At 73.3% G+C, this 22,287-nt stretch carries 24 protein-coding genes; 18 read left to right on the top strand and 6 right to left on the bottom strand.

Features of this window, described 5'->3' with window-relative positions; all coding sequences use genetic code 11:
- The first annotated feature begins 36 nt into the window (after window positions 1-36).
- The gene (locus APR03_RS00510; RefSeq protein WP_253831702.1) at window positions 37-1,020 is read left to right on the top strand and encodes a helix-turn-helix transcriptional regulator; all 984 of its coding nucleotides are present in this window, start codon (window positions 37-39) and stop codon (window positions 1,018-1,020) included.
- Window positions 1,021-1,192: 172 nt separating this feature from the next.
- On the opposite strand, the gene APR03_RS00505 is transcribed toward APR03_RS00510, so the two are convergent.
- Window positions 1,193-1,621, bottom strand: coding sequence for an organic hydroperoxide resistance protein (locus tag APR03_RS00505; RefSeq protein WP_253831700.1), 429 nt, complete (start codon window positions 1,619-1,621; stop codon window positions 1,193-1,195).
- 88 nt (window positions 1,622-1,709) lie between these two features.
- Window positions 1,710-2,321, bottom strand: coding sequence for a cation efflux transmembrane domain-containing protein (locus APR03_RS00500; RefSeq protein WP_253831698.1), 612 nt, complete (start codon window positions 2,319-2,321; stop codon window positions 1,710-1,712).
- 63 nt (window positions 2,322-2,384) lie between these two features.
- Here APR03_RS00500 and APR03_RS00495 point away from each other — a divergent pair, with 63 nt between their 5' ends.
- The 7 genes from APR03_RS00495 (at window position 2,385) to APR03_RS00465 (ending at window position 8,660) form a co-directional block, all read left to right on the top strand.
- Complete coding sequence (locus APR03_RS00495; RefSeq protein WP_253831696.1) at window positions 2,385-3,089, top strand: helix-turn-helix transcriptional regulator; 705 nt, start codon at window positions 2,385-2,387, stop codon at window positions 3,087-3,089.
- 93 nt (window positions 3,090-3,182) lie between these two features.
- Window positions 3,183-4,514 carry an MFS transporter gene (locus tag APR03_RS00490; protein WP_253831694.1) on the top strand — a complete coding sequence of 444 codons (1,332 nt, stop codon included), beginning with the start codon at window positions 3,183-3,185 and terminating at the stop codon, window positions 4,512-4,514.
- A 108-nt stretch (window positions 4,515-4,622) separates the two neighbouring features.
- Entirely contained in the window at window positions 4,623-5,027 is a 405-nt protein-coding gene (locus APR03_RS00485; RefSeq protein ID WP_253831692.1) for a TOBE domain-containing protein, read from the top strand.
- Entirely contained in the window at window positions 5,024-5,785 is a 762-nt protein-coding gene (gene modA / locus APR03_RS00480; protein WP_253831690.1) for a molybdate ABC transporter substrate-binding protein, read from the top strand. The genes APR03_RS00485 and modA overlap by 4 nt, the downstream gene beginning before the upstream one ends.
- A 1-nt stretch (window position 5,786) precedes the next feature.
- The gene (locus tag APR03_RS00475; protein WP_253831688.1) at window positions 5,787-6,575 is read left to right on the top strand and encodes an ABC transporter permease; all 789 of its coding nucleotides are present in this window, start codon (window positions 5,787-5,789) and stop codon (window positions 6,573-6,575) included.
- The gene (locus APR03_RS00470) at window positions 6,572-7,627 is read left to right on the top strand and encodes a sulfate/molybdate ABC transporter ATP-binding protein (RefSeq protein WP_253831686.1); all 1,056 of its coding nucleotides are present in this window, start codon (window positions 6,572-6,574) and stop codon (window positions 7,625-7,627) included. Before APR03_RS00475 ends, APR03_RS00470 begins: the two co-directional genes overlap by 4 nt.
- 208 nt (window positions 7,628-7,835) lie before the next feature.
- On the top strand, window positions 7,836-8,660 hold the full coding sequence (locus APR03_RS00465; protein WP_253831684.1) for an alpha/beta fold hydrolase: 825 nt from the start codon (window positions 7,836-7,838) through the stop codon (window positions 8,658-8,660).
- Window positions 8,661-8,775: 115 nt separating this feature from the next.
- On the opposite strand, the gene APR03_RS00460 is transcribed toward APR03_RS00465, so the two are convergent.
- Window positions 8,776-9,366 (bottom strand): TetR/AcrR family transcriptional regulator, encoded by a 591-nt coding sequence (locus APR03_RS00460; RefSeq protein ID WP_253831682.1) that lies wholly within the window; start codon window positions 9,364-9,366, stop codon window positions 8,776-8,778.
- A gap of 86 nt (window positions 9,367-9,452) precedes the next feature.
- On the opposite strand from APR03_RS00460, the gene APR03_RS00455 reads away from it, so the two are divergent.
- The 3 genes from APR03_RS00455 (at window position 9,453) to APR03_RS00445 (ending at window position 11,201) form a co-directional block, all read left to right on the top strand.
- Window positions 9,453-9,815 (top strand): DUF4267 domain-containing protein, encoded by a 363-nt coding sequence (locus tag APR03_RS00455; RefSeq protein ID WP_253831680.1) that lies wholly within the window; start codon window positions 9,453-9,455, stop codon window positions 9,813-9,815.
- 122 nt (window positions 9,816-9,937) lie between these two features.
- Window positions 9,938-10,813 carry a universal stress protein gene (locus tag APR03_RS00450; protein WP_253831678.1) on the top strand — a complete coding sequence of 292 codons (876 nt, stop codon included), beginning with the start codon at window positions 9,938-9,940 and terminating at the stop codon, window positions 10,811-10,813.
- A gap of 157 nt (window positions 10,814-10,970) precedes the next feature.
- Window positions 10,971-11,201 carry a zf-HC2 domain-containing protein gene (locus tag APR03_RS00445; RefSeq protein ID WP_253831676.1) on the top strand — a complete coding sequence of 77 codons (231 nt, stop codon included), beginning with the start codon at window positions 10,971-10,973 and terminating at the stop codon, window positions 11,199-11,201.
- 25 nt (window positions 11,202-11,226) lie between these two features.
- Here the strand turns inward: APR03_RS00445 and APR03_RS00440 are convergent, their stop codons facing one another.
- Entirely contained in the window at window positions 11,227-11,727 is a 501-nt protein-coding gene (locus APR03_RS00440; protein ID WP_253831674.1) for a DoxX family membrane protein, read from the bottom strand.
- Window positions 11,724-12,257 (bottom strand): DM13 domain-containing protein, encoded by a 534-nt coding sequence (locus APR03_RS00435; RefSeq protein ID WP_253831672.1) that lies wholly within the window; start codon window positions 12,255-12,257, stop codon window positions 11,724-11,726. The genes APR03_RS00440 and APR03_RS00435 overlap by 4 nt, the downstream gene beginning before the upstream one ends.
- Before the next feature lie 154 nt (window positions 12,258-12,411).
- Here APR03_RS00435 and APR03_RS00430 point away from each other — a divergent pair, with 154 nt between their 5' ends.
- The 7 genes from APR03_RS00430 to APR03_RS00400 all read left to right on the top strand — a co-directional run bounded on the left by APR03_RS00430 (window position 12,412) and on the right by APR03_RS00400 (window position 20,212).
- On the top strand, window positions 12,412-13,110 hold the full coding sequence (locus tag APR03_RS00430) for a response regulator transcription factor (protein WP_253831670.1): 699 nt from the start codon (window positions 12,412-12,414) through the stop codon (window positions 13,108-13,110).
- Window positions 13,107-14,255: a sensor histidine kinase gene (locus tag APR03_RS00425; protein ID WP_253831668.1), complete on the top strand. Its 1,149-nt coding sequence runs from the start codon at window positions 13,107-13,109 to the stop codon at window positions 14,253-14,255. The genes APR03_RS00430 and APR03_RS00425 overlap by 4 nt, the downstream gene beginning before the upstream one ends.
- Window positions 14,256-14,807: 552 nt before the next feature.
- On the top strand, window positions 14,808-15,863 hold the full coding sequence (locus APR03_RS00420; RefSeq protein WP_253831666.1) for a LacI family DNA-binding transcriptional regulator: 1,056 nt from the start codon (window positions 14,808-14,810) through the stop codon (window positions 15,861-15,863).
- Between the two features lie 101 nt (window positions 15,864-15,964).
- Complete coding sequence (locus tag APR03_RS00415) at window positions 15,965-16,894, top strand: sugar phosphate isomerase/epimerase family protein (RefSeq protein WP_253831664.1); 930 nt, start codon at window positions 15,965-15,967, stop codon at window positions 16,892-16,894.
- A gap of 44 nt (window positions 16,895-16,938) precedes the next feature.
- On the top strand, window positions 16,939-18,693 hold the full coding sequence (locus APR03_RS00410; protein ID WP_253831662.1) for a dihydroxyacetone kinase family protein: 1,755 nt from the start codon (window positions 16,939-16,941) through the stop codon (window positions 18,691-18,693).
- The gene (locus tag APR03_RS00405) at window positions 18,690-19,187 is read left to right on the top strand and encodes a ribose-5-phosphate isomerase (RefSeq protein ID WP_253831660.1); all 498 of its coding nucleotides are present in this window, start codon (window positions 18,690-18,692) and stop codon (window positions 19,185-19,187) included. Before APR03_RS00410 ends, APR03_RS00405 begins: the two co-directional genes overlap by 4 nt.
- Window positions 19,188-19,252: 65 nt before the next feature.
- Window positions 19,253-20,212 carry a 3-hydroxyacyl-CoA dehydrogenase family protein gene (locus APR03_RS00400; RefSeq protein ID WP_253831658.1) on the top strand — a complete coding sequence of 320 codons (960 nt, stop codon included), beginning with the start codon at window positions 19,253-19,255 and terminating at the stop codon, window positions 20,210-20,212.
- 225 nt (window positions 20,213-20,437) lie between these two features.
- On the opposite strand, the gene APR03_RS00395 is transcribed toward APR03_RS00400, so the two are convergent.
- Complete coding sequence (locus APR03_RS00395; protein WP_253832654.1) at window positions 20,438-22,285, bottom strand: FtsX-like permease family protein; 1,848 nt, start codon at window positions 22,283-22,285, stop codon at window positions 20,438-20,440.
- Window positions 22,286-22,287 lie beyond the last annotated feature (2 nt).

Below are 22,287 nucleotides of genomic sequence, written 5' to 3'. Positions count from 1 at the left end.
CAGGGAACGTCCGGTACTCGTGCCACCCTGGATCTCATGCCGATCGCCGCAGCGACCACGACGTCGTCCCGCCTGCTCGCCCTGCTCTCGTTGCTGCAGGCGCGCCGTGACTGGCCGGGGGAGCGGCTCGCCGAACGCCTCGGGGTGAGCGAGCGCACAGTGCGGCGGGACGTCGACCGCCTGCGCGAGCTCGGCTACCCGGTGCAGGCGGTCCGGGGCCCCGAGGGCGGGTACCGCCTCGAGGCCGGCAGCGAGCTGCCGCCCCTCCTGTTCGACGACGAGCAGGCCGTCGCGCTCGCCGTCGCACTCCGGACGGCGGTCGCGACCGGGGCGGGGATCGAGGGCGCCGCGGCCCGCGCCCTCGCGACGGTGCGCCAGGTGCTGCCCGCCCGGCTGCGGCGGCGGGTCGACGCGCTGGAGGTCTCGGCGGCGGCGCCCGGCGTCGTCGACCAGGTTCGGACCGAGGTGCTGGTCGAGCTGGGCCGGGCGATCCGGGCGACGGAGGAGGTGCGGTTCGACTACCGCACACCGGGCCGCGCGGACGACGACGGCGCGCGCCCACCCCGCCGCCTGCAGCCGCACCATCTCGTGGCACGGCAGGGGTACTGGTACCTGGTCGGCTGGTCTCCCGAGCGGCACGACTGGCGGACCTACCGCGCCGACCGGATGACGCTCCGCGTGCCGAACGGTCCCCGGTTCACGCCTCGTCCGGTGCCAGGTGACGGCGTCGCGGCGTTCCTCGCGGCGCGCTTCCGCGGGTCGGACAGCGACCGGTGGCCGTGCCGGGGCGAGGTGATCCTGCACCTGCCCGCCGAGCGCGTGGCCCCGTTCGTGGCGGACGGCATGGCCGAGGCGCTCGGCCCCGACCGGACCCGCGTGCTGACCGGGTCCTGGAGCTGGCCCGCGCTGGCGGCGGGGCTGGCGCGGTTCGACGCCGAGGTCGAGGTGGTGAGCCCGCCCGAGCTCCGGGCGGCGTTCGCGGACCTGTCGCGCCGCGCCGCCCGCGCGGCGTCGACCTGAGCGGGTCCGGCGCGGCCCGGCCTGGTGCCGCCCGGCGCCGATCCGCCTCGCCCCGCCCGGATCCCCTTCGAGACCGAGGTTGCTTCGCTTTGAAGCCCCTCAAAGCGAAGCAACCTCGGTCTCGAAGCGGATCCGGGCGGGTTGGCCGAGCGACGGGCCCCGGCGGCAGGGCTCAGGCGATCGTCGCGTCGACCGTCACGTCGATGTTGCCGCGCGTCGCGTTCGAGTACGGGCACACCTGGTGCGCCGCGGCGACGAGGCTGTCGGCCGTCTCCTGGTCCACGCCCGCGAGCTCGACGTGCAGCGCGGCGCTCAGCCCGTACGCCCCACCCTCCGTGGGGTGGATGCCCACCTCGGCGATGACGGCCGAGTCCGAGATCTTGATCTTCTGCGCGGCCGCGACCCCCTTGAGGGCGCTGTGGAAGCACGAGGCCCAGCCGGCGGCGAAGAGCTGCTCCGGGTTGGTGCCGCCGCCGGGTCCGCCCATCTCCGTCGGGACGGCGAGCTTGATGTCCAGGACGCCGTCGTCGGAGACCGTGTGGCCTCCCGCGCGACCCTCGCCGGTGGAGGTCGCCACTGCGGTGTAGATGCTGTCAGCCATGTTCCGCTCCTGTCGTTGACCGTGCGCCTGTAGACGTACTAGTACGTTCACCGTAGGGCGCAGAAGGTCCGGATGCAAGCGCGAGGGCTCAGTCCAGGTCCTCACCTGCCAGCGCCTTCGCCGCCAGGCGCTCCTGCTCGCCGGTCTCCCAGACCTCGTGGGCGGCGTGCAGCGCGAGCAGGATGATCGCGCAACCCAGCAGGTCGGGCCAGCCGGACCGCGTCCAGGCGGTGAGCACGCCCATGGCGATGATCGCGACGTTCACCAGCACGTCGTTCCGGGCCGACAGGAACGCCGCGCGGCCCAGCGCCCCGCCGTGGTGGTGGGTCCGGGCCAGCAGCCAGGCGCTGGTGCCGTTCACGGCGATCGCCCCGACCGACACCAGCACGAGCGGGACGACGTCGGGCGCCGTCGGCGCGGCGAACCGCTGCACCGCCTCCCAGGCCGCGACCGCGGCCGGGACCAGGAGGACGACGGCCATGGCCTTGCCCATCAGTGCGCGCCGGGCCGCCGGCCAGCTCAGGGCCACGAGCACGAGCAGGTTGATCGCCGTGTCCTCCAGGAAGTCCACGCTGTCGGCGAGGAGCGCCACCGACCCCGCCGTCAGCGCGACGGTGAGCTCGACGACGAAGTAGGCGAGGTTGAGGGCTGCCACGACCAGGACGGTCCGGCGCAGCCGGGTCACACGCGCGCGAGTCACGGGCCCATTCTGCGCGGACCGCGCCGCGTAGAATCTCGCGCGACACGACCGGGCGGAGCGCTGATGACGAGCGATACGGGTGCGGGCGACCTGCGCGCCGTGGTGACGAAGGGCCGCTTCGAGAGCATCGAGGCGGCCTACCTGGTGCTGTGGCCGGTCATGCGGGCCATCGCGGCCGCCGTCGGCGACCACTGCGAGGTGGTGCTGCACGACCTCAGCCGGCGCGACCTGGGCCACACGATCCACGCGATCGTCAACGGCCACGTGACCGGGCGCGCGGTGGGCGGCCCGTCCACCAACCTGGGTCTCGAGGTGGTGCGCGACGAGGGCGCGGAGCACGACGAGTTCGGGTACGTGGGGCGGACGGCGGACGGGCGCGAGCTGCACTGCTCCTCGGTCTACTACCGCGACGCGTCGGGGCGCGTCATCGCTGCCCTGTGCATCAACGTCGACCTGACGCCCCTCCAGACGGCACAGAACGTGCTGGCCTCCCTGCTGCCGGCGAGGGCCCCCGCCCAGCCGGATCGCGAGATCCACACGCCCGACATCGCGAGCCTGCTCGACACGATGATCGGCGACGCGATCGCCGCCGTCGGGCGCCCCGTCGCGATGATGGGCAAGGGCGACCGTGTCGCCGTCCTGCGTGCGCTCGACGCGCGGGGTGCGTTCCACGTCAAGCGGTCCGTCGAGACGGTGGCCAAGCGCCTCGGCATCTCGCGGGTCACGGCGTACGCCTACCTGGACCAGCTGCGCTCGGGCGAGGGCTGACAGGCTTTACATTAACGAAACGTCTGATCCGTAGACGTTGTGTTCGACCGGTCGTCATACTCGCAGGACTTCACCCGACGACCGGAGGTTCCCGTGGCTGGGACGGCGACACAGCCCCTGAGCGGCACCCAGAAGCGCACCATCGCAGGTGGCGCCATCGGCACGCTCATGGAGTACTACGACTACTACCTGTACGGCCTGGCGTCGGCGGCGATCTTCCCCGCGGTGTTCTTCACGGGCGAGGACCCGATCGTCGCGCAGCTCTCCTCGTTCGCGACGTTCGCCGTCGGCTTCTTCCTGCGGCCGGTCGGCGGCCTGGTGTTCGGGCCGATCGGCGACCGGGTGGGCCGCAAGATGACGCTGCTCATCACGGTGGTCGGCATGGGCATCGCGACGGCGGGCATCGGGCTGATCCCGGCCGAGTCGTCGATCGGCATCGCGGCGCCGCTGCTGCTCATCTTCTTCCGGATGTGCCAGGGGTTCTTCGTCGGCGGGGAGATGGGCGGGGCGGCGACGCTCGTCGTCGAGCACGCTCCCGTCGGCAGGCGCGGCATGTACGGGGCTTTCCTCATCAGCGGCGCCGGCATCGCCAACGTCGCCTCCGCGGGCCTCATGGCCGGTCTCGGGCTGGGTCCGGAGTCGTGGTTCCTGACCTGGGGCTGGCGCATCCCGTTCGTGCTCGGACTGGTGCTTGCGATCATCGCCGTCGTGCTGCGCAGCCGGCTCGAGGAGTCCGACGAGTTCAAGGAGACCAGGCGCGCGCAGGCCGACGCGGGCGTCCGCGTCAACCCCCTGGTCGAGGTGTTCCGCCACCCGAGGAACGCGATCATGGGCATCCTCATCGGCCTGCCGCAGAGCATCGCCGGGTACGTGGTGCTCACGTTCGGCATCGCCTACATGGTCAACCAGAACGACATCCCGGCCTGGCAGGGCTTCGCCGGGACGATGATCGTGGGGCTGCTGCAGATCGTCGTCGCCCCCGCCTACGGGGCGCTCTCGGACCGGATAGGACGACGCCGGGTCTACATCGCGGGCTGTGTGGGCTTCGCGCTCCTGGTCTGGCCCGCGTTCCTCCTGTTCGGCACCAGCAACCTGGTGCTCATCTGGGTCGGGATGATCGTCGGGTTCGTGATCCCCGGCGTGGCCATGCAGGCCACCCTGCAGACCATGCTCGCCGAGATGTTCGACCCGGAGGCCCGCACCACTGGCGTCAACATCGGCTACCAGATCTCCAACACGCTGGGCGGCGGGCTGGCGCCGTTCATCTGCACCGGTCTGGTGGCGCTGGTCGGCGGGCAGATCTGGCCCGTGGTCGTCTACTCCGCGGTCATCTGCGTGGTCGGTGCGGTCGCCACCGCCACGGCCCGCATCAGTGCGGACGGCTCGCGCCTCCACGAGCTCCGGACGGTCACCGCGAACGCGTAGGCCTCGGGGCCGCCCGACGCCGGGCGGCCCGGGGCACCAGTGGGCGAACAAGCACCTGCTCCATCCTGCCGTGGATGGAACCGCTGCTGCGCTACTACACTCGCTCCTGTGCCGCACATGAGGATCCGCGACGCCGCCACGTATCTCGGCGTCAGCGACGACACCGTCCGCCGCTGGGTCGAGCGCGGCATGCTCACCGCGACCACCGACGCGTCGGGCCGCAAGGTGGTCGACGGGTACGAGGTCGCCCTCGTCGCGCGGGAGCAGTCCACGCTGCCCGGCCCGCCGGGCGGGGTGGCCAGCTCGGCGCGCAACCGGTTCGTGGGGCTGGTCACCGACATCCAGGTGGACGCCGTGATGGCCCAGGTCGAGCTGCAGTGCGGCCCGTTCCGCGTGGTGTCACTCATGAGCAGCGAGGCCGTGCGCGACCTGGGCCTGGAGCTCGGCTCGGTCGCGGTGGCCGTCATCAAGTCCACGACGGTGATCGTCGAGACGGCGCAGGGGGAGTCGTGAGGCGGGCGTCCGGGATCGCGGCCGCCGCGCTGGCCCTGGTGGCGACGGCGGGGTGCGCGTCGGGGAGCGCGAGCGGCGTCGGGGAGACGACCCTGACCGTCTACGCGGCAGCCTCGCTCACCGCGACCTTCGAGCAGATCGCCCAGGAGTTCGAGGCGTCCCACGACGGCGTGGACGTCGCGCTCAGCTTCGCCGGTTCCTCGGACCTGGTGGCCCAGATCCAGGAGGGTGCCCCCGCCGACGTCTTCGCCTCGGCCGACGAGGCGAACATGGCGAAGCTGACCGCCGAGGGGCTGACCGCCGCCGACCCCGTGGCGTTCGCGTCCAACACCCTTCAGATCGTGGTGTCGCCGGGCAACCCGGCCGGGATCGCGGGCCTCGACGACCTCGCCGGGGACGTCGACCTGGTCGTGTGCGCGCCCGAGGTGCCCTGCGGTGCGGCGACCCGGAGGGTCGCCGATGCGGCGGACGTGGAGCTCGACCCGGTCAGCGAGGAGCAGTCGGTCACCGGCGTGCTCGCCAAGGTCACCACCGGCGAGGCCGACGCCGGCCTCGTGTACGTCACCGACGTGCTCGCGGCTGGCGACGCGGTCGAGGGCATCGAGCTCCCCGAGTCCGCCGCCGCGGTCAACGTGTACCCGATCGCGCCGGTCGCGGGCACCGCGAACGCCGACCTGGCCCAGGAGTTCGTCGACCTCGTCCTGGCCGAGGCCGGGCAGTCCGCGCTGCGCGACGCCGGGTTCGCGCCGGCTCCCTGACATGGCAGCACCGAGCCGCGTCGGCGTCCCCTCCTGGATCTTCGTGCCCGCCGTCGCGGGTGCGGGCTTCGTGCTGCTGCCGCTGGCCGCGCTCGTGCTGCGCACGCCGTGGGCCAGGTTCCTGGACCTCCTCGCGTCGCCCGCCTCCACGGAGGCGCTCCTGCTGAGCCTGCGCACGTCGGCGACCAGCACCCTGCTGTGCCTCCTGTTCGGCGTGCCGATGGCGCTGGTCCTGGCCCGTACGCGCTTCCGCGGCCAGGGCGTGCTGCGGTCGCTGGTGCTGCTGCCTCTCGTGCTGCCGCCCGTGGTCGGGGGCATCGCGCTGCTGTACACGTTCGGGCGGCGTGGCCTGCTGGGCGAGACGTTCGAGGTGCTCGGCGTCCAGGTCGCGTTCTCGACGACGGCGGTCGTGCTGGCCCAGACCTTCGTCGCGCTCCCGTTCCTCGTGGTCAGCCTGGAGGGTGCGCTGCGCACCGCCGGGCAGCGGTACGAGGTCGTGGCGGCCACCCTGGGGGCCCGGCCCACCACGGTGTTCCGGCGCGTGACCCTGCCGCTCGTGCTGCCCGGCCTGACCTCGGGTGCCGTGCTGGCGTTCGCCCGCGCGCTGGGTGAGTTCGGCGCCACGATCACCTTCGCGGGCAGTCTCCAGGGCGTCACGCGCACGCTGCCGCTGGAGATCTACCTGCGCCGCGAGACCGACGCGCCCGCCGCGGTCGCGCTGTCGCTGGTGCTCGTGGCGGTCGCGGTGCTGGTCATCGGCTTCGCGCGGCAGGGCAGGAGCAGCCTGTGACCTTCCGGTACGACGCCGCCGTGGCCGGCCGGGGCGTCGACGTCGCCTTCGAGGTCGCCGCCGGGGAGACCCTCGCCCTGCTCGGACCCAACGGTGCCGGCAAGTCGACGGTCCTGGACGTGGCGGCCGGGCTGCTGCGCCCCGACTCCGGCCGGGTCGAGCTGGCCGGGCGCGCGCTGACCGTCGCCGGCGCAGGGGGGCGCGACGTCCTCGTGCCGCCGCACGACCGCCAGGTCTCCCTGCTTGCTCAGGAGCCCCTGCTGTTCCCGCACCTCAGCGTGCTCGACAACGTCGCGTTCGGCCCGCGCAGCCGGGGGATGGGCCGGTCCGCGTCGCGGGACGTCGCTCGCCGCTGGCTCGCCGAGGTCGGCATCGAGGATCTCGCCGCGCGCCGGCCCGGTGAGATCTCGGGCGGGCAGGCGCAGCGCGCGGCGGTGGCCCGGGCGCTGGCCGCCGACCCGCGGCTGCTGCTCCTGGACGAACCGATGGCAGCGCTGGACGTCGCCGTGACGCCGGCGCTGCGCCAGACGCTGCGCCGCGTGCTGGCCGACCGCACCGTGCTGCTGGTCACCCATGACGCCCTGGACGCCCTGCTGCTCGCCGACCGGGTGGCCGTGATCGAGGGCGGCCGGATCGTGGACCACGGCGAGACGTCGCGCGTCCTGTCCCGGCCGCGCAGCCGGTTCACGGCCCAGCTCGCCGGGCTCAACATGCTCGCGGGCACCTGGGACGACGGCGCGGTGCGCACCGCGACGGGCCTGCGGATCGAGGGGACGCCCGGCGACCCCGCCCCGGCCGCCGGTGCCGACGTGGTCGCCGTCTTCCCACCCGGCGCCGTGTCGGTCTTCCTCGAACCACCAGGGGGCAGCCCCCGCAACGCGCTCCCCGTCACCGTGACGCACCTGGAACCACACGGTGGGCAGGTGCGGGTGCGGACGACGGAGCTCAGCGCCGACGTCACGCCGCAGGCGGCTGCCGAGCTCGACCTGGCCCCTGGGGCGTCCGCCTGCTTCGTGGTCAAGGCGGCCGAGATCGCGGTGCACGCGCTGTGAGCGTGACCTCCGCTCACTTCGTGAGGGTGACTTCCGGCGAGTACCCGGCCGAATCACCCGGGTATTTTCGCCGGAGGCGTCGCCCGGCCTGCGGTCGGGGACTCGCCGTCGGATGCTGGCACGAGGGGGAGGGGCCCGGAGCCGGTGCCGGACCCGTTGTGCAGCCTTCTCGGCGGGGGTGGCGCCCCCGTAGGACGGAGACGGAAACGTGCCGAAGATTGTCACCAACGACGGCGTCGAGATCTTCTACAAGGACTGGGGCAGCGGGCAGCCGATCGTGTTCAGCCACGGCTGGCCGCTGTCGGCCGACGACTGGGACGCCCAGATGCTGTTCTTCCTGCAGCAGGGCTTCCGGGTCGTCGCGCACGACCGGCGCGGGCACGGCCGGTCGACCCAGGTGGCCGACGGCCACGACATGGACCACTACGCCGACGACCTGGCGGCTCTGACCGCCCACCTGGACCTGCACGACGCCGTGCACGTGGGCCACTCCACCGGCGGGGGCGAGGTGGTCCACTACATCGCGCGGCACGGCGAGTCGCGGGTGGCCAAGGCGGCGATCATCGCCGCGGTCCCGCCGCTGATGGTGCAGACGGACGCCAGCCCCGACGGCCTGCCGATCGGCGTGTTCGACGACCTGCGGTCCCAGCTGGCGGCGAGCCGGTCGGAGTTCTACTGGAACCTGTCGGCCGGGCCGTTCTACGGCTTCAACCGCCCGGGCGTCGAGATGCGTGAGCCGCTGGTGCAGAACTGGTGGCGGCAGGGCATGGCTGGCGGTGCGAAGGCGCACTACGACGGCATCAAGGCGTTCTCGGAGACGGACTTCACCGAGGACCTGCGCAGGATCACCGTCCCGGTGCTGGTCATGCACGGCGACGACGACCAGATCGTCCCGTACGCCAACGCGGGTCCGAAGTCGGCCGAGCTGCTGCAGAACGGGACCCTGCGCACGTACGAGGGCTTCCCGCACGGCATGCCCACCACGCATGCCGACGTGATCAACGCCGACCTGCTGGACTTCATCCGCTCCTGACGCCGGTCCCGCGCGGGCGTGTTGCTGACAGCAGACCGCGTCTACTGTGCGCAACATGCCCGCGCGAGGGGCACTCCCGGCGCGGTCCGGCCAGCGCCCGGCGCCTGGACCCGGGTCAGCCGTCCGCCGGGGCGAACCGCCCGACCAGGAGCTCGAGCCGCCGGTCGTGCAGGGATCCGGGCAGGCGGCCGCTGCGTTCGAGCGTGGCGAGGCCGTGCAGGCCGGCCCAGAACGTCTCGGTGAGCACGCCGGGATCGTCGCCCCCGGCCAGCGGCTCGACCGCCTGGAGCAGCTCGCCGAACCCCGCCCGGAGCACGTCGGGCCCCTCCGGATCGGCGAACCGCAGCTCGACGGCATGCGTGAACATGGCGTCGTAGAGCGCGGGGCGCTCCTGGGCGAAGTCTGTGTAGGCGCGGGCGACGGCGGCCAGTGCCGCACGCACCCCGCCGGCGTCCCGCGCCGCCGAGCGCGCCGTGCGCAGCAGCTGCGCCAGCTCCTCGAAACCCTGTGTGGCGACCGCCGTCATGATGGCGGCCTTGCCCGTGAAGTGGCTGTACAGGACCGGCTGGCTGTACTCGATCTCGGCAGCGAGGCGCCGCGTCGTGACCGCGTCCCAGCCTTCCGCCTCCGCCAGCTCACGCGCCGTGCGGACGATCATCTCCTCGCGCTGTGCCCGTTCGCGCTCGCGCCGCGTCCCTGTCGCCATGCTCACATGCTAGCACCGCTAGGAATCCTGTCTGCGCTCTGCTAGCGTTGCTAACTCCACTATCAGCGCTAGCAAGGAGATCCGCCGTGACCGTCGTCGCGTACACCCTGGCCGCCGTGCTCAACGTGTTCATCCTGTTCATCGGGATGCGCTTCCTGACGCGCCCCTATGTCGCCGCCGCGGGCTACGGCGTCCCCGCCACGACCGACCGTGCCTACCTCGAGGTCAAGGGCGTGCGGGACACGACGTTCGGCGTCGTGGGGCTGGTGCTCCTGGTGTTCGCCGGTGCCCAGGCCGAGGCGTGGTTCATGCTGGCCGTCGCGCTCGCCCCGCTGGGCGACACCCTGATCGTGCTGCGGAACGGCGGCACCAGGGCCGTCGCTTTCGGCATCCACCTCGCCACCGCCGTGGTGGTGCTGATCAGCGCGGCCCTCCTGTTCGCCGTCTGACGCCTTCTGACGCCGCGGCGGACCACCGTACCGGGGTTCGTGCCCCCTCTCCTCTGGCCCGACGCGGGCAACGCGCGCACGCTGGGGGCAGGCACGAGACGCGGGAGGACCAGATGGCCGACATGACGAGACGACCCCTGGTGGTCGGGGTGGATGGTTCGGCGTCGTCGGCGCGGGCCGTGCGCTGGGCGGCGCGCGAGGCGGGACGCCGGGGCGTTCCGCTGGAGCTCGTCCACGTGTGGACGCCGGTCCCGGTCGGCGTGCCGCACGCCGCCGCGCTCGGTCCGTACGAGGACGGGCTGATCGAGCAGGGCAACCGGTGGCTCGCCGACGCCGCGGCGGCAGCCGACGAGGTGGCACCCGGGGTGGAGACGAGCTCCCGGCTCGCCGGCGGGTCGGCCGCCGGCCAGCTCATCGGTCGGTCCGCCGCGGCCGACCTGGTGGTGCTGGGGTCGCGCGGGCTCGGCGGGTTCACCGGTCTGGTGGTCGGGTCCATCGCGGTGGCGGTCGCCACCCACGGCCACTGCCCCGTCGTGGTGGTGCGGGGTGCCGGCGAGGACGACCCGCCGGAGGAGGGTCCGGTGGTGGTCGGCGTCGACGGGTCGCCGAACAGCCAGGCGGCCACGGAGCTGGCCTTCCAGGCGGCGGACGCTCGCGACGCGCCCCTGGTCGCCGTCCGCGCCTGGAGCGATGCGCCCATGGCGACCACCTGGGCGCCGGCCACTGCCTGGGAGCCGATCCAGGCGGCCGAGCTGGAGCAGCTCGACGAGTGGCTCGCCCCCTACCGCACGCGATACCCGGACGTGCGCGTGGAACCGGTGGTGGTGCGGGACGCCCCTACGCGTGCCCTGCTGGAACGGGCCGAGGGCGCCCGGTTGGTGGTGGTCGGCTCCCGCGGGCGTGGCGGGTTCCGTGGCCTGCTGCTGGGCTCGACGAGCCAGGCGCTGATCTACCACGCGGCCTGCCCCGTGGCCGTGGTGCCACCGCCCCGCTCGTGATGCCCCGGGCCGGGCGGCCGCGCATATCACAGCGGCATTTCAATGCATCCTCATCCACGGCGAGAATGGGGCGAGCCGGTTCGAACCGGATGTTGTTGCACACAGGGGGCAGATCCGGGTGACAGCCGGCCATGATCGATCGCACGGCGGTGCCGTCGTGCACGACATCAGGGACCACGAGGTCAGAGGTGAGGTCAGGGGTGCGGAGTGCCGCACCACCCGCGCGGTGATGCACGACTACCTCGGCCGGCTCCTGCCGGCCCGCCGCGAGCGCCGCTTCGAGGCGCACATGGACGCGTGCCCGGCGTGCATCCGGGCGTTCATCGACGTGCGTCAGGCCTCGTGGGTGCGCCGGGCGACGGCGGCCGCCGGTTCGTTCCCGGTCTGACACCGCCGTCCCCCGTCCGCGTGTCTCACAGCCACCGGCGCAGCGGGTCGGCGAACCACCGGGAGGCCGGGTCCCGCCGTCGGACGGCGGTCTCGACGAGCGTGGTCACCGAGAACCGTGCGGCGGCCTGCGTCCAGGCGATCACGACCACGGCGAGCAGCACCATGACGGGGTAGGTGTCGGTGAGCTGGTCCGCGAGCCAGTAGCTCATGAGCGTGAAGACGCTCATGAGCGCGGCGGGCAGGGCGAGCACCCCGAGCACGAGGGCCACGCCGAGGCCGACCTCGAGCAGCGGCATGAGCACGCCGAAGAGCTCGGGGGCCCCGCCGAGCACGGTGCCGGCGAAGCCCTGGAAGAAGGCGGGGACGCGGCTGTTGCCGGAGGCGCTGTCGGCGACGAGCTGGATGTCGGCGGCGCCGAAGCCGGCGCGGTACTTGATCATCCCCTCGTTGACCCAGAGGGCCCCGAGGGCGACCCTCGCCGCGCCCGCGAGGACGGCGGCGAGGGTCGACGGGTGCGAGGTCATGCGAGGTCGGCGGCGCCGAAGACGGCCTTCGCCTTGTCGCAGTGGATGACCACGGTGTCGTAGTCCGCGACGTCCACGCCGTCGAGCGTGAAGGTCTGGGAGGCCTCGTCGAAGGCGACGGCGTCGATCTCGGTGCCGGCCTCGACGTCGGCCTCCTCGGTGCCGTTGGTGAGGTAGACGTGCAGGTCGGGCGCCTCGTCGGAGGAGAACCCGGACAGGACGACCTCGGTGTCGGTGACCTCGACGGAGCCGGAGACGGCCTTGTCGTTGAGCCCGGTGAACTCGCCGGTGCGGGCGGCGGCCATGTCGTCGGACATGTCGTCCGCCATGTCGTCCTCCGACATGTCGTCGGACATCTCGTCCTCGGACATCTCGTCGTCCGACATCTCGTCCTGGCCGCTCATGTCGTCGGTCTGCGACTGCGCGGTGGGCTCGGACATGTCGTCCGCCGGCTGGTCGCCGCCACCGCAGGCGGTGAGCAGGAGGGACAGGGCGAGGATCGCGGTGCCGGCAAAGGCTGTCTTGCGCATGAGGAGTCCTTCTGTCTGGTCCGTGGTGACTCCGGCGGCACGGGTGCGCCGCCGACGTCACCGAACCTAGGCACGCGGCCGGCCCTGCCCGGAGAGTCTTTCAACACCGTAAGAACTCACCCGCCGCGGGCGGGCGGTGGCTACTGTCGCAGGCATGGAGGCGAGCGTCGAGGTCATGGTCGTGGAGGACGACGCGACCGTCCTGGCCGTGGTGACCGACTACCTGCGCGGCCGGGGCTACGGGGTGACGGGGGTGGCCGACGGTCGTGCCGCCCGGGACCTGCTGCGCACCGCGCGACCGGACGTGCTGGTGCTGGACCGGATGCTGCCCGGCGTGAGCGGGGACGACCTGTGCCGCCAGGTGCGCGCGTCGGCTCCGCTGACCTCGATCATCATGCTCACCGCGCTGGGGGCGGTCGAGGACCGGATCGACGGTCTGGAGCACGGCGCCGACGACTACCTCGCCAAGCCGTTCGTGCTGCGCGAGCTGCGGTTGCGCATCGACGCGGTGGTGCGCCGCAGCCGCAACGCGCGCGTGGCGCCCACGCCGTTCGAGCTGGGCCCGTTCCGGGTGGACCCCGCGAGCCGGCGGATCTGGCTGGGCGGTACCGAGATGACGCTCACCACGCGGGAGTACGAGCTGTTCGTCTTCCTGCTGCGCAACCCGGACCGCACCCTGACGCGCGACGACATCCTGCGCGAGGTGTGGGGCTGGAGCTTCGGCCAGACCTCGACCGTGACCGTCCACGTGCGCCGGCTGCGGGAGAAGATCGAGCCGGAGCCCCGCTACCCCCGGTACCTGCTCACCGAGTGGGGCCAGGGCTACCGCTTCACCGTGGAGGACGCCGCATGATGCTCAGCCCGCACGACCTGCTCCTGGTCGTCGCCACCGCCGCCGGCTGCACGGCGGCCACCACGGTGCTCGCGCTGCTCGTGCTGCGCCTGCGCCCGTCCCGCTCGCTCGCGTTCCAGCTCGTGGTGGTGGTCGTGGCCGCGCTGGCGTCCGTCGTCTGCTCCACGCTGGCGATCGCCGCCCTCATGTACCTGTCGCTGCACGACCTGCAGGTACTGATGTGGGTGGTCGGGGTGTCCACGGCGCTCAGCCTCGTGGCCGCCCTGCTGACCGCCCGCTCGGCGAGCGCCGCCCTGGCCGGCCTGCAGGAGGCGGTGGTCCGCGTGGGCCGCGGCGACGTGGTGGACGCCCGGCCCGACGGCGGCAAGGAGTTCGCGGAGCTGTCCGCGCAGCTCGCGGAGACGTCGGAGCGGCTCGCCGCGGCCCGCGCCCAGATCGAGCACCTGGACGCCTCGCGGCGGCAGTTCTTCGCGTGGATCTCGCACGACCTGCGCACGCCCCTGACGGGGATCAGCGCGCTCGCCGAAGCGCTGGACGACGGCGCCGTGGCGCGCCCCGAGGAGTACGTGCGGCGCATCCGGAACCAGGCGGGCACGATGAGCCGCCTGGTCGACGACCTGTTCGAGCTGTCGCAGCTCACGAGCGGCACCTACCAGCTGCGGCCGGAGAACGTGGAGCTGCTCGACGTGGTGTCGGACGCCGTCTCGGACGTGCACGAGCTCGCGGCCGCGAAAGACATCCGGATCACGCACGCCGACGTCGAGGGCCGGATGCTGCGCGCGGACCCGCACGAGCTGACCCGCGTGGTGGTCAACCTGCTGACCAACAGCATCCGGCACGCGCCGCGGGGGTCCGAGGTGCTGGTCTCGGCCGCGGAGCGTGACGGCAGGCTCGTGCTGTCGGTGCTGGACCAGGGCGGCGGCGTCGACAGCGACGACCTGCCGTACCTGTTCGACGTCGGCTGGCGCGCCTCCAGCGCCCGGACTCCTCAGGCCGAGCCCACCGGGTCGCCCGGTGCGGGGCTCGGCCTGGCCATCGTGCGCGGCATCGTGCGGGCCCACGGCGGCGACGTGCGCGCTGAGCGCGCCCCGCAGGGTTTCCGGCTCGACGTCGCGCTGCCGACGGCTGGCGGCCTGCTCACCTGAACGTGCGCGCCCGTGTGCGCCCGTGCTCGCCCGTGTGCGCCAACGGGTCCGGCACGAACGGGCTGCCGGCGCGGGCCGACGGGATTCGCGCAGACCCGGCGCTACTCCTGGGGAGCGTTCCTCGCGCGGACGTGTTGCCTTCGCGCGGGCATGTTGCTGAGAGTAGACGGCGTCTACTGTGCGCAACACCCGCGCGAAGGAGGCTCGCCCCGGAGGTCTCAGCGGCCCGCGCGCGGCACCAGGTCGACGGCCTGGAGCTGGGCCCGCCTCGGCCCGGTTCGGCACGACGTCGCACAGGGCGACGACGCGACAGCCCTCGGGGAGCTGGAAATACGGCGCGGGGCGACGTTCGGCATGGGTGCTCCTCGGTGCGTGGTCAGAACATCTCGCCGAAAAATTTCAGTGCCTGGCAGAAACCGCGCCGTACGCCAACTGCCCGTTCTGCTGCTGCAAAGGGCGCCCCTTCCGGCCGGCACGGCGCACACGGCACGCCACAGTCCCTTGAGATTTTCGGGGATCCGGGATAGAAACTGTCGGAACGAGGAGGCACGCTTGACGAAGAAGACCGGGGCGGCGCGTCCCAACCTCTCCGCGGTGGCCGCGCACGCCGGCGTGTCCGCCGCGACAGCCTCCAAGGTCGTCAACGGGCGGCCCGACGTGGCCGAGGGCACGCGCGAGCGCGTCGAGCGGGCCATCGCCGAGCTCGGCTACCGCGGCCCCACGCGGGTCAGCACGGCGCACACCGTCGAGCTCATGGTCGACGTGCTGAGCACGACGTACGCGACACAGATCCTGCGCGGCGTGGTGCTGGCCGCCGAGGAGCTGGACCTCGACGTCGTCGTGGGCCGGGTACGGCGCCGGTCGGCGCGCGGCGTGCCGGAGTCGAGCGCCGCCTGGGCGCAGCGGCTCGCCGCCGCCGAGCGCGTGGGCGCCATCGTGCTCACCTCGGGGCTGGGGCCAGACGTCTACGGCAGCCTCGCCCGGGCCCGCGTGCCGGTCGTGGTCATCGACCCCCTGGACTTCACGCAGGAGGGCGTGGTGTCGGTGGGCTCCACGAACTGGCTCGGGGGGCGCAGCGCCGCGGAGCACCTGGTGGGCCTCGGGCACCAGCACATCGGGGTGGTGGCCGGCCCGGGGGAGTCCCTCAGCGCGGTCGCCCGGCTGGACGGCTTCCTCACGTACTGCCGGCAGAAGGGTGTGCAGATCGACCCCGAGCTGGTGCGCCCCATCCGCTTCGACCACGACCAGGCCGTCGAGGTCGCGGAGCAGTGGTTCCGCAGGCCCGACCCGCCCACCGCGATCTTCGCGGGCAGCGACGCGCAGGCGATGGGCGTGCTGGAGGCGGCCCGGCGCACCGGCCTGCGGGTGCCGGAGGACGTCAGCCTGGTCGCCTACGACGACACCCCGCTGGCGTCGTGGGCCAACCCGCCGCTGACCGCCGTCCGGCAGCCGCTGGAGGAGATCGGCCGGCGGGCCGTCCTGACCGTGCAGCAGCTTCACGAGGGCAAGCCCGTGGACTCGCACCACATCGAGATCGCCACCACGTTCGTCGTCCGGGACTCGACGGCGGCACCCCGGACCGAGCTGCTCCGCGACACGCGGGGCTGAACCGCCGGGTCCCCGGCGGACCCACGACCCACCCGACGGGCGAGCCGCCCGGCGGGACGACCGAGATGCCGCACGGCATCGCAGATCGACGGAGATCAACCATGCGCACAGCCGACACCTGGCCCATCGCGGCCAACATGCTTTCCTTCGGGTCGACGACGGCGGACGGCACCCCCAACGTCGACGCGCCCGCGGAGTCCTGGCGTGGGCAGCTCCAGCAGGTCGCCGACCTGGGCTTCACGCACGTCGACCCGACCGACGCCTGGCTGTCGATCGGCGAGCTGAGCGACGCCCGGTTCGCCGAGCTGCTCGCCGTGCTCAAGGAGACGGGCCTGACCGTGCCGTCGGTGTCCACCACCCGGCGCAGCGTCATCGACGCCGAGCGGGGCGAGGACTACCTGCGCTTCGGCCACACCATCATCGACCGCGCCCCGGAGCTCGGCGCCGAGGTCGTGAACTTCGGCTTCATGCAGGCCCTGACCCCCGCCCAGGAGAAGGCCCTGTGGTTCTGGCTGGCCGAGGGCCACCACGACGACCTCGACGACCGGGACGCCTACGCCCTCGCCGTGGCCCGCATCCGCGAGCTCGCCGACCACGCCCGCGAGGTCGGCGTCGACGTGAGCCTGGAGATGTACGAGGACACCTACGTCGGCACGCCCGACCTGGCCGTGCGGTTCGTGCACGACGTCGACCGCGACAACGTGGGCATCAACCCCGACCTGGGCAACCTGGTGCGGCTGCACCGGCCGATCGAGGACATCCCCACGATGTTCGAGAAGGTGCTGCCGCTGACCAACTTCTGGCACATCAAGAACTACACGCGCGACGAGGACCCGGCCACGGGCGCCTACGCCACGCACCCGACGCCGCTGGTCCAGGGCGTCGTGAACTACCGCGCCGTGATCCGCCGCGCCCTGGAGCTGGGGTTCGAGGGGGTCTTCGTGTGCGAGCACTACGGGTCCGACAGCCTCGGCGTCGCCGCCATCAACCGGGAGTACATCCGCGAGGTGCTCCGCGGCGCCGGGCGCTGACCGGCCCGCACAGAATCAGGTCCCCGAGCAAAGGTGCAGGTGAGATGACCTACGTCCACAACAGACCGGAAGACTTCGTGCCCGAGGCCCTGCGCGGTCTCGTCAAGGCCCACCCCGGGCGCATCCGCGGCGTGCCCGGCGGCATCGCCCGCGCGGACGGCACCCGCCCCGGCAAGGTCGCCGTCGTCGTCGGCGGAGGATCGGGCCACTACCCGGCCTTCGCCGGGCTCGTCGGCGACGGCCTCGCCGACGCCGCCGTGTGCGGCGACATCTTCACGTCGCCGTCCACCCGCCAGGTGCTCGACGTGTGCCGCGCCGCCGACGCGGGCGCCGGCGTCTTCGTCACCTTCGGCAACTACGCGGGCGACGTGCTCAACTTCGGGGCGGCCGCCAGCCGGCTGCGCGCCCAGGGCACGGACGTCACCATCCTCCTGGTGACCGACGACGTCGCCTCCGCCCCGGCCGACCGCGCCCACGAACGCCGCGGCGTCGCGGGCGACCTCGTCGTGTTCAAGCTGGCGGGCGCCGCCGCCGAGGAGGGCGCCGACCTCGCCGAGGTTAACCGCCTCGCCTCCCACGGCAACGACCGCACGCAGTCGTTCGGCGTCGCCTTCGACGGCTGCACGCTGCCCGGCCACGACCACCCGCTGTTCAGCCTGGAGCCCGGCACCGCCGGCTGGGGCCTCGGCATCCACGGCGAGCCCGGCGTCGGCGAGGAGGCCCTGCCGAGCGCGGCCGAGCTGGCCGCCGAGCTCGTCGACCGCGTGCTCGCCGAACGCCCCGCCGACGCCGACGGCCGCGCCGCCGTGCTGCTCAACGGCCTCGGCAACGTCAAGTACGAGGAGCTGTTCGTGCTCTGGGACAGCGTGCACGACCTGCTCGTCGAGCGCGGCGTCACGATCGTCGCCCCGCTCGTGGGCGAGTACGTGACCAGCCTCGACATGGCCGGCTGCTCGCTCACGGTCACGTGGCTCGACGACGAGCTCGAGCGCCTCTGGCTCGCGCCCGCGGACGCCCCCGGGTTCCACCACGGCAGCTGGCGCCCCGCACCGGCGAGCCTGCCCGGCTCTCTGCCCGACCATCTGCCCAGCGACCCCGAGACCGAGCTCGTCGCCGCCGGCACACCCGAGGGCATCGCCGCCGCCGGCACCGTCGCGAGCCTGTTCCACCGCGCGCAGGTCGCCCTGCACGACGCCGAGCAGATGCTCGGCGACCTCGACGCCGTCGCGGCCGACGGCGACCACGGCCGGGGCATGTGCCGCGGTATCGACGCCGCCGTCCTCGCCGCCGACGCCGCCGTCCGGGCCGGGGGAGACGCCCCGTCCGTGCTGCGCCGCGCCGCCGACGCCTGGGCCGACAAGGCCGGCGGCACCTCCGGCGCCCTGTGGGGCGTGGGCCTGCTCGCTCTCGCCGACGCCCTGCCCGCCGACGCGCCCGTGACGATCGAGCACCTCGCCGCGGGGATCACCGCCGCACGGGACCAGATCCAGGAGGTGGGCGGCGCCCGCCTGGGCGACAAGACGCTCGTCGACGCGCTGCACCCCGCCGCCGAGGCGCTCGCCGCGGCCGCCGCCGCGGGCTCGTCGCCCGCCGACGCGTGGCGCGCCACGGTCGTGGCGGCCCACGAGGGGGCACGTGCCACCGAGAACATCGCGGCCCGCCGGGGCCGCGCGCGGGTGCTGGGGGACAAGAGCCTCGGCGTCCCGGACCCGGGGGCGACGTCGCTCGCCCTGCTGCTGAAGGAGGCGGGCGCCGAGGCCGGCGTCGCCGTCCCCACGACGACGGAGGTGGACTCATGACGGACGGGTTGCGGCTGGTGGTCGGCTCGGACGACGCCGGGTACGAGTACAAGGAGATCCTCAAGCGGGACCTCGAGGCGGACCCGCGGGTGGCGTCGGTGGTCGACGTCGGCGTGGGCGACGACGAGCACACCGTGTACCCGCGGATCGGGGCCGCGGCCGGGCGGCTCGTCGCCGCGGGCGAGGCCGACCGGGCGCTGCTCGTGTGCGGCACGGGGCTGGGCGTCGCGATCTCGGCGAACAAGGTGCCCGGCGTGCGCGCCGTCACCGCCCACGACTCGTTCTCGGTGGAGCGTTCCGTGCTGTCCAACGACGCCCAGGTGCTGTGCTTCGGGCAGCGCGTCGTCGGCATCGAGCTGGCCCGGCGGCTCGCCCGGGAGTGGCTGGGCTACCGGTTCGACCCGGAGTCGCCGTCGGCACCCAAGGTGGCCGCGATCGGGGAGATCGAGGAGGGCCTGGTCGAGGGCGAGGTCACGCCCGGGGCCTCCTGCTGACCTCCTCGTCGTCGTTCTCGCAAACGTTTCAGTACCGCCGCCCTCGCGCGGCCAGGAAGGACATCATGGTCACGAACATCAGGTCGGTCGCCGTCGTCGGCGCCGGGTACATGGGTGGGGGCATCGCGCAGTCGTTCGCGCTGGCCGGGCTGCCCGTCACGATCGCGGACGCCTCGGCCGACGCCACCAAAGCGGCCTACGAGCGGCTGCTCACCGAGGCCCGCGAGTTCGAGGACGCCGGCCTGTACGACGCCGGCGCCACGGACACCATCCGCGCCAACCTCACCACCGCCGGCTCGATCGAGGAGGCCGTGGCGGACGTCGACTTCGTCGAGGAGGCCGTCTTCGAGTCGGTCGAGGTCAAGCACGACGTGCTGGGCCGCATCTCGGCGGCGGCGCGCCCCGACGCGATCATCGGTAGCAACACCTCGACCATCCCGGCACGTGTGCTGGTCACGGCCGTGACGCACCCCGAGCGGTTCCTCACCGTGCACTTCTCCAACCCGGCGCCGTTCATCCCCGGCGTCGAGCTGGTGCTGAGCGACCGCACCGACCCCGAGGTCGTACCCGTGGTGCGCGAGCTGCTGGGCCGCGCCGACCGGCAGGGCGCCCTCGTGGCCGACGTGCCGGGCTTCGTCCTCAACCGCCTCCAGTACGTGCTGCTCAAGGAGGCCATGTCGATCGCGGAGGAGGGCATCGCCTCGCCCGAGGACATCGACACCGTGGTGCGCACGACGTTCGGCTTCCGCCTCGGGTTCTTCGGCCCGTTCGCCATCGCCGACCAGGCCGGGCTCGACGTGTACGCGGGCGGGTTCCGCACCTTCGAGGAGAACTTCGGCGAGCGGCTGGCCACGCCGCGCCTGGTCCAGGAGGCCGTCGAGAACGACCGCAAGGGCGTGAAGAATGGCAAGGGCCTCACCAAGGACTACACGCCGGAGCAGGTCAAGGCGCTGGTCGCCTACCGCAACAAGGCCTACAGCGAGATGGGCCGCCTGCTGCGCACCCTGGGCCCGTCCCCGGCCTGAGGTTCCCGGCCGCCGCGGCTGCCGATCACCTTCGAAGCCGAGGTTGCTTCGCTTTCGAACCCTCGAAAGCGAAGCAACCTCGGCTTCGAAGGCGATCAGGGCCGCCGGCGGGCGCGTCGGCGGGTCACGGCGGCGACGACCGCCACGACGGCGTCGATCGTGGTGGCCACCTGCACGAGCTCGACGACGTCCTGGTCCATGTCGAGGAGCGTAGCCGGGCCGGGGTCAGGCGCGGCCGCGGCTCGCGAGGCGGGCCGGGAGCACCATCGCGACCACCGCGATGAGCACGACGGCGGCCGCCAGCGCCCCGTACACCGGCCAGTCGACCGCCGGTGCGAAGCCGCCGACCATGCCGTAGGAGACGCTGACCAGCGCAGGGATCACCGACAGGGTGCCGAGCACCAGCGCCGAGACCATGACGAACACCGACTCGACGGTGATCATCGAGGTGAGCTGACGGCGCGTGGTGCCGATGCGGCGCAGGAGCGCGAGCTCCGGCCGGCGGGCGCTGGTCAGCATGACGAGGGTGTTGGCCGCGGCGACGGCGACGAAGAGGATGAGCACGAACAGCAGGATGGTGCCGAGCTCCTGCTGCGACGCCGCGCCATCGACCGCCTCGGTCACGTACTCGTCCACGGTGAGCACCTGGGCGCCGGCCAGGCCGGTCAGCCCAGAGAGGTCCGCCTGCCCCCGGACGAACAGCGTGTCCACCGGGGCGTCCTCGGGCAGCGTCGCCGCGTCGAGGAGGTAGTCGCCGAAGCCCAGGCCGCGGTCGTAGACGGCCACGATCGTGGGGGAGAGCGCGGTACCGTCGTCGAACCGCAGGTCCACGGTGTCGCCGACGCCCTTGCCCGTGGCGAACAGGCTCTCGCCGCTGACGGCGATCGTGCCGGGGCCGGCGAGGTCGTCGAGCGAGCCGGCGGTCACGCCGACGTCGAACAGCTCCGGCACGCTGCCCGAGACGGCCCGCAGGCCGGCCTGCTCCCACGCGAGGTCACCGACCTCGTCGGCCGGGTCCACCCGGACCTCCGCGGGCACCATCGAGCTCGCGAGCACCGCCTCGGTACCGGGCGCGGAGGCGACGTCGGACGCCTGGGCGGCCGAGACGCCGTCGGGCGAGATGAGGACGGCGTCCGCGCTCAGGCCGGCGCGCAGCTGCACCTGGGCGGCGTCGACCATGCTGCCGTTGACCCCCGTCTGCACGGTGCCCAGTGCGAGGAACAGGGCGAGCGGCACGATCGCCGTCGTCAGCCGCCGGGAGAAGCCGCGGCTGTTGAGCAGGGCGAGCAGCGTGGCCGCGTGGCGTGAGGAGCGCGAGGCGCTCACGGCCCGCCGGGCCGCCGTGCTGACGAGGGCCGGACCGGCCACGGCTGCCGCGCTGATGAGCAGGAAGGCGGACGTCGCGCCCGCGGCGCTGCCCACCGTGCCCGGCATGACGAACGGCATGCCGGCCTGGGCGATGCCCGAGAAGAGCAGAACGAGGGCCCAGACGCGTCGGGCGCCGGTCAGGCCTGCCGGCTCGGCCGAGGACCCGCGCACGGCCGCCGTCGGGCTGACGGTGGTCACCTTGCGGGCCGCGAGCCGGGCCGCGAGCAGCGCCGTCGGGAACAGCAGGAGCAGTGCCCCGACCGCGGGGAGGGGTGTGACGACGAGCGTGAGGCCCTCGGGCACGATGCCGCCGGACTCGAGCGACGGCGTGAGCAGGTGCGCCGCGAACAGGCCCGGCACGGCGCCGAGGGGTGCCGCGTACGCGAACACCAGGGCGACCTCGGCCGTGACCATCCGGCGCACCTGCGCGGGGGTGGCGCCGACGGCGCGCAGCAGGGCGAACTGCTCGCTGCGCTGGCGCAGCGCCGAGGCGAACGTGGAGGCGACCACGAGCACGACCACGAGGACCGCGGTGCCCGCGAACGAGCCGGCGATGGTGGTGAGCAGCGGGGCGTCGCCGCGCAGACCGCTCTCCATGAGCACGCCGTTGGCGGACAGGAGCGCGGCGGCGGCCACGACGATCAGGAAGCTGCCGACGAAGCTCGCGCGGTGCGCGCGGACGGCCGAACGGGCGAAGGACCACATGG

Origin of the sequence: Promicromonospora thailandica (genome assembly GCF_024171955.1) — a bacterium.
Lineage (GTDB): Bacteria > Actinomycetota > Actinomycetes > Actinomycetales > Cellulomonadaceae > Promicromonospora > Promicromonospora thailandica.
The sequence above is the reverse complement of the archived record's forward strand: the minus strand, read 5'-3'. Positions and strand labels throughout refer to the sequence as shown.

What these genes read in the sequence shown, in the direction of transcription:
- APR03_RS00510 (WP_253831702.1), top strand. Translation starts at nt 37, where the DNA reads ATGCCGATCGCCGCAGCGACCACGACGTCGTCCCGCCTGCTCGCCCTG.
- APR03_RS00505 (WP_253831700.1), bottom strand. Translation starts at nt 1,621, where the DNA reads ATGGCTGACAGCATCTACACCGCAGTGGCGACCTCCACCGGCGAGGGT.
- APR03_RS00495 (WP_253831696.1), top strand. Translation starts at nt 2,385, where the DNA reads ATGACGAGCGATACGGGTGCGGGCGACCTGCGCGCCGTGGTGACGAAG.
- APR03_RS00475 (WP_253831688.1), top strand. Translation starts at nt 5,787, where the DNA reads ATGGCAGCACCGAGCCGCGTCGGCGTCCCCTCCTGGATCTTCGTGCCC.
- APR03_RS00460 (WP_253831682.1), bottom strand. Translation starts at nt 9,366, where the DNA reads ATGGCGACAGGGACGCGGCGCGAGCGCGAACGGGCACAGCGCGAGGAG.
- APR03_RS00450 (WP_253831678.1), top strand. Translation starts at nt 9,938, where the DNA reads ATGACGAGACGACCCCTGGTGGTCGGGGTGGATGGTTCGGCGTCGTCG.
- APR03_RS00440 (WP_253831674.1), bottom strand. Translation starts at nt 11,727, where the DNA reads ATGACCTCGCACCCGTCGACCCTCGCCGCCGTCCTCGCGGGCGCGGCG.
- APR03_RS00435 (WP_253831672.1), bottom strand. Translation starts at nt 12,257, where the DNA reads ATGCGCAAGACAGCCTTTGCCGGCACCGCGATCCTCGCCCTGTCCCTC.
- APR03_RS00430 (WP_253831670.1), top strand. Translation starts at nt 12,412, where the DNA reads ATGGAGGCGAGCGTCGAGGTCATGGTCGTGGAGGACGACGCGACCGTC.
- APR03_RS00425 (WP_253831668.1), top strand. Translation starts at nt 13,107, where the DNA reads ATGATGCTCAGCCCGCACGACCTGCTCCTGGTCGTCGCCACCGCCGCC.
- APR03_RS00415 (WP_253831664.1), top strand. Translation starts at nt 15,965, where the DNA reads ATGCGCACAGCCGACACCTGGCCCATCGCGGCCAACATGCTTTCCTTC.
- APR03_RS00410 (WP_253831662.1), top strand. Translation starts at nt 16,939, where the DNA reads ATGACCTACGTCCACAACAGACCGGAAGACTTCGTGCCCGAGGCCCTG.
- APR03_RS00405 (WP_253831660.1), top strand. Translation starts at nt 18,690, where the DNA reads ATGACGGACGGGTTGCGGCTGGTGGTCGGCTCGGACGACGCCGGGTAC.
- APR03_RS00400 (WP_253831658.1), top strand. Translation starts at nt 19,253, where the DNA reads ATGGTCACGAACATCAGGTCGGTCGCCGTCGTCGGCGCCGGGTACATG.
- APR03_RS00395 (WP_253832654.1), bottom strand. Translation starts at nt 22,285, where the DNA reads ATGTGGTCCTTCGCCCGTTCGGCCGTCCGCGCGCACCGCGCGAGCTTC.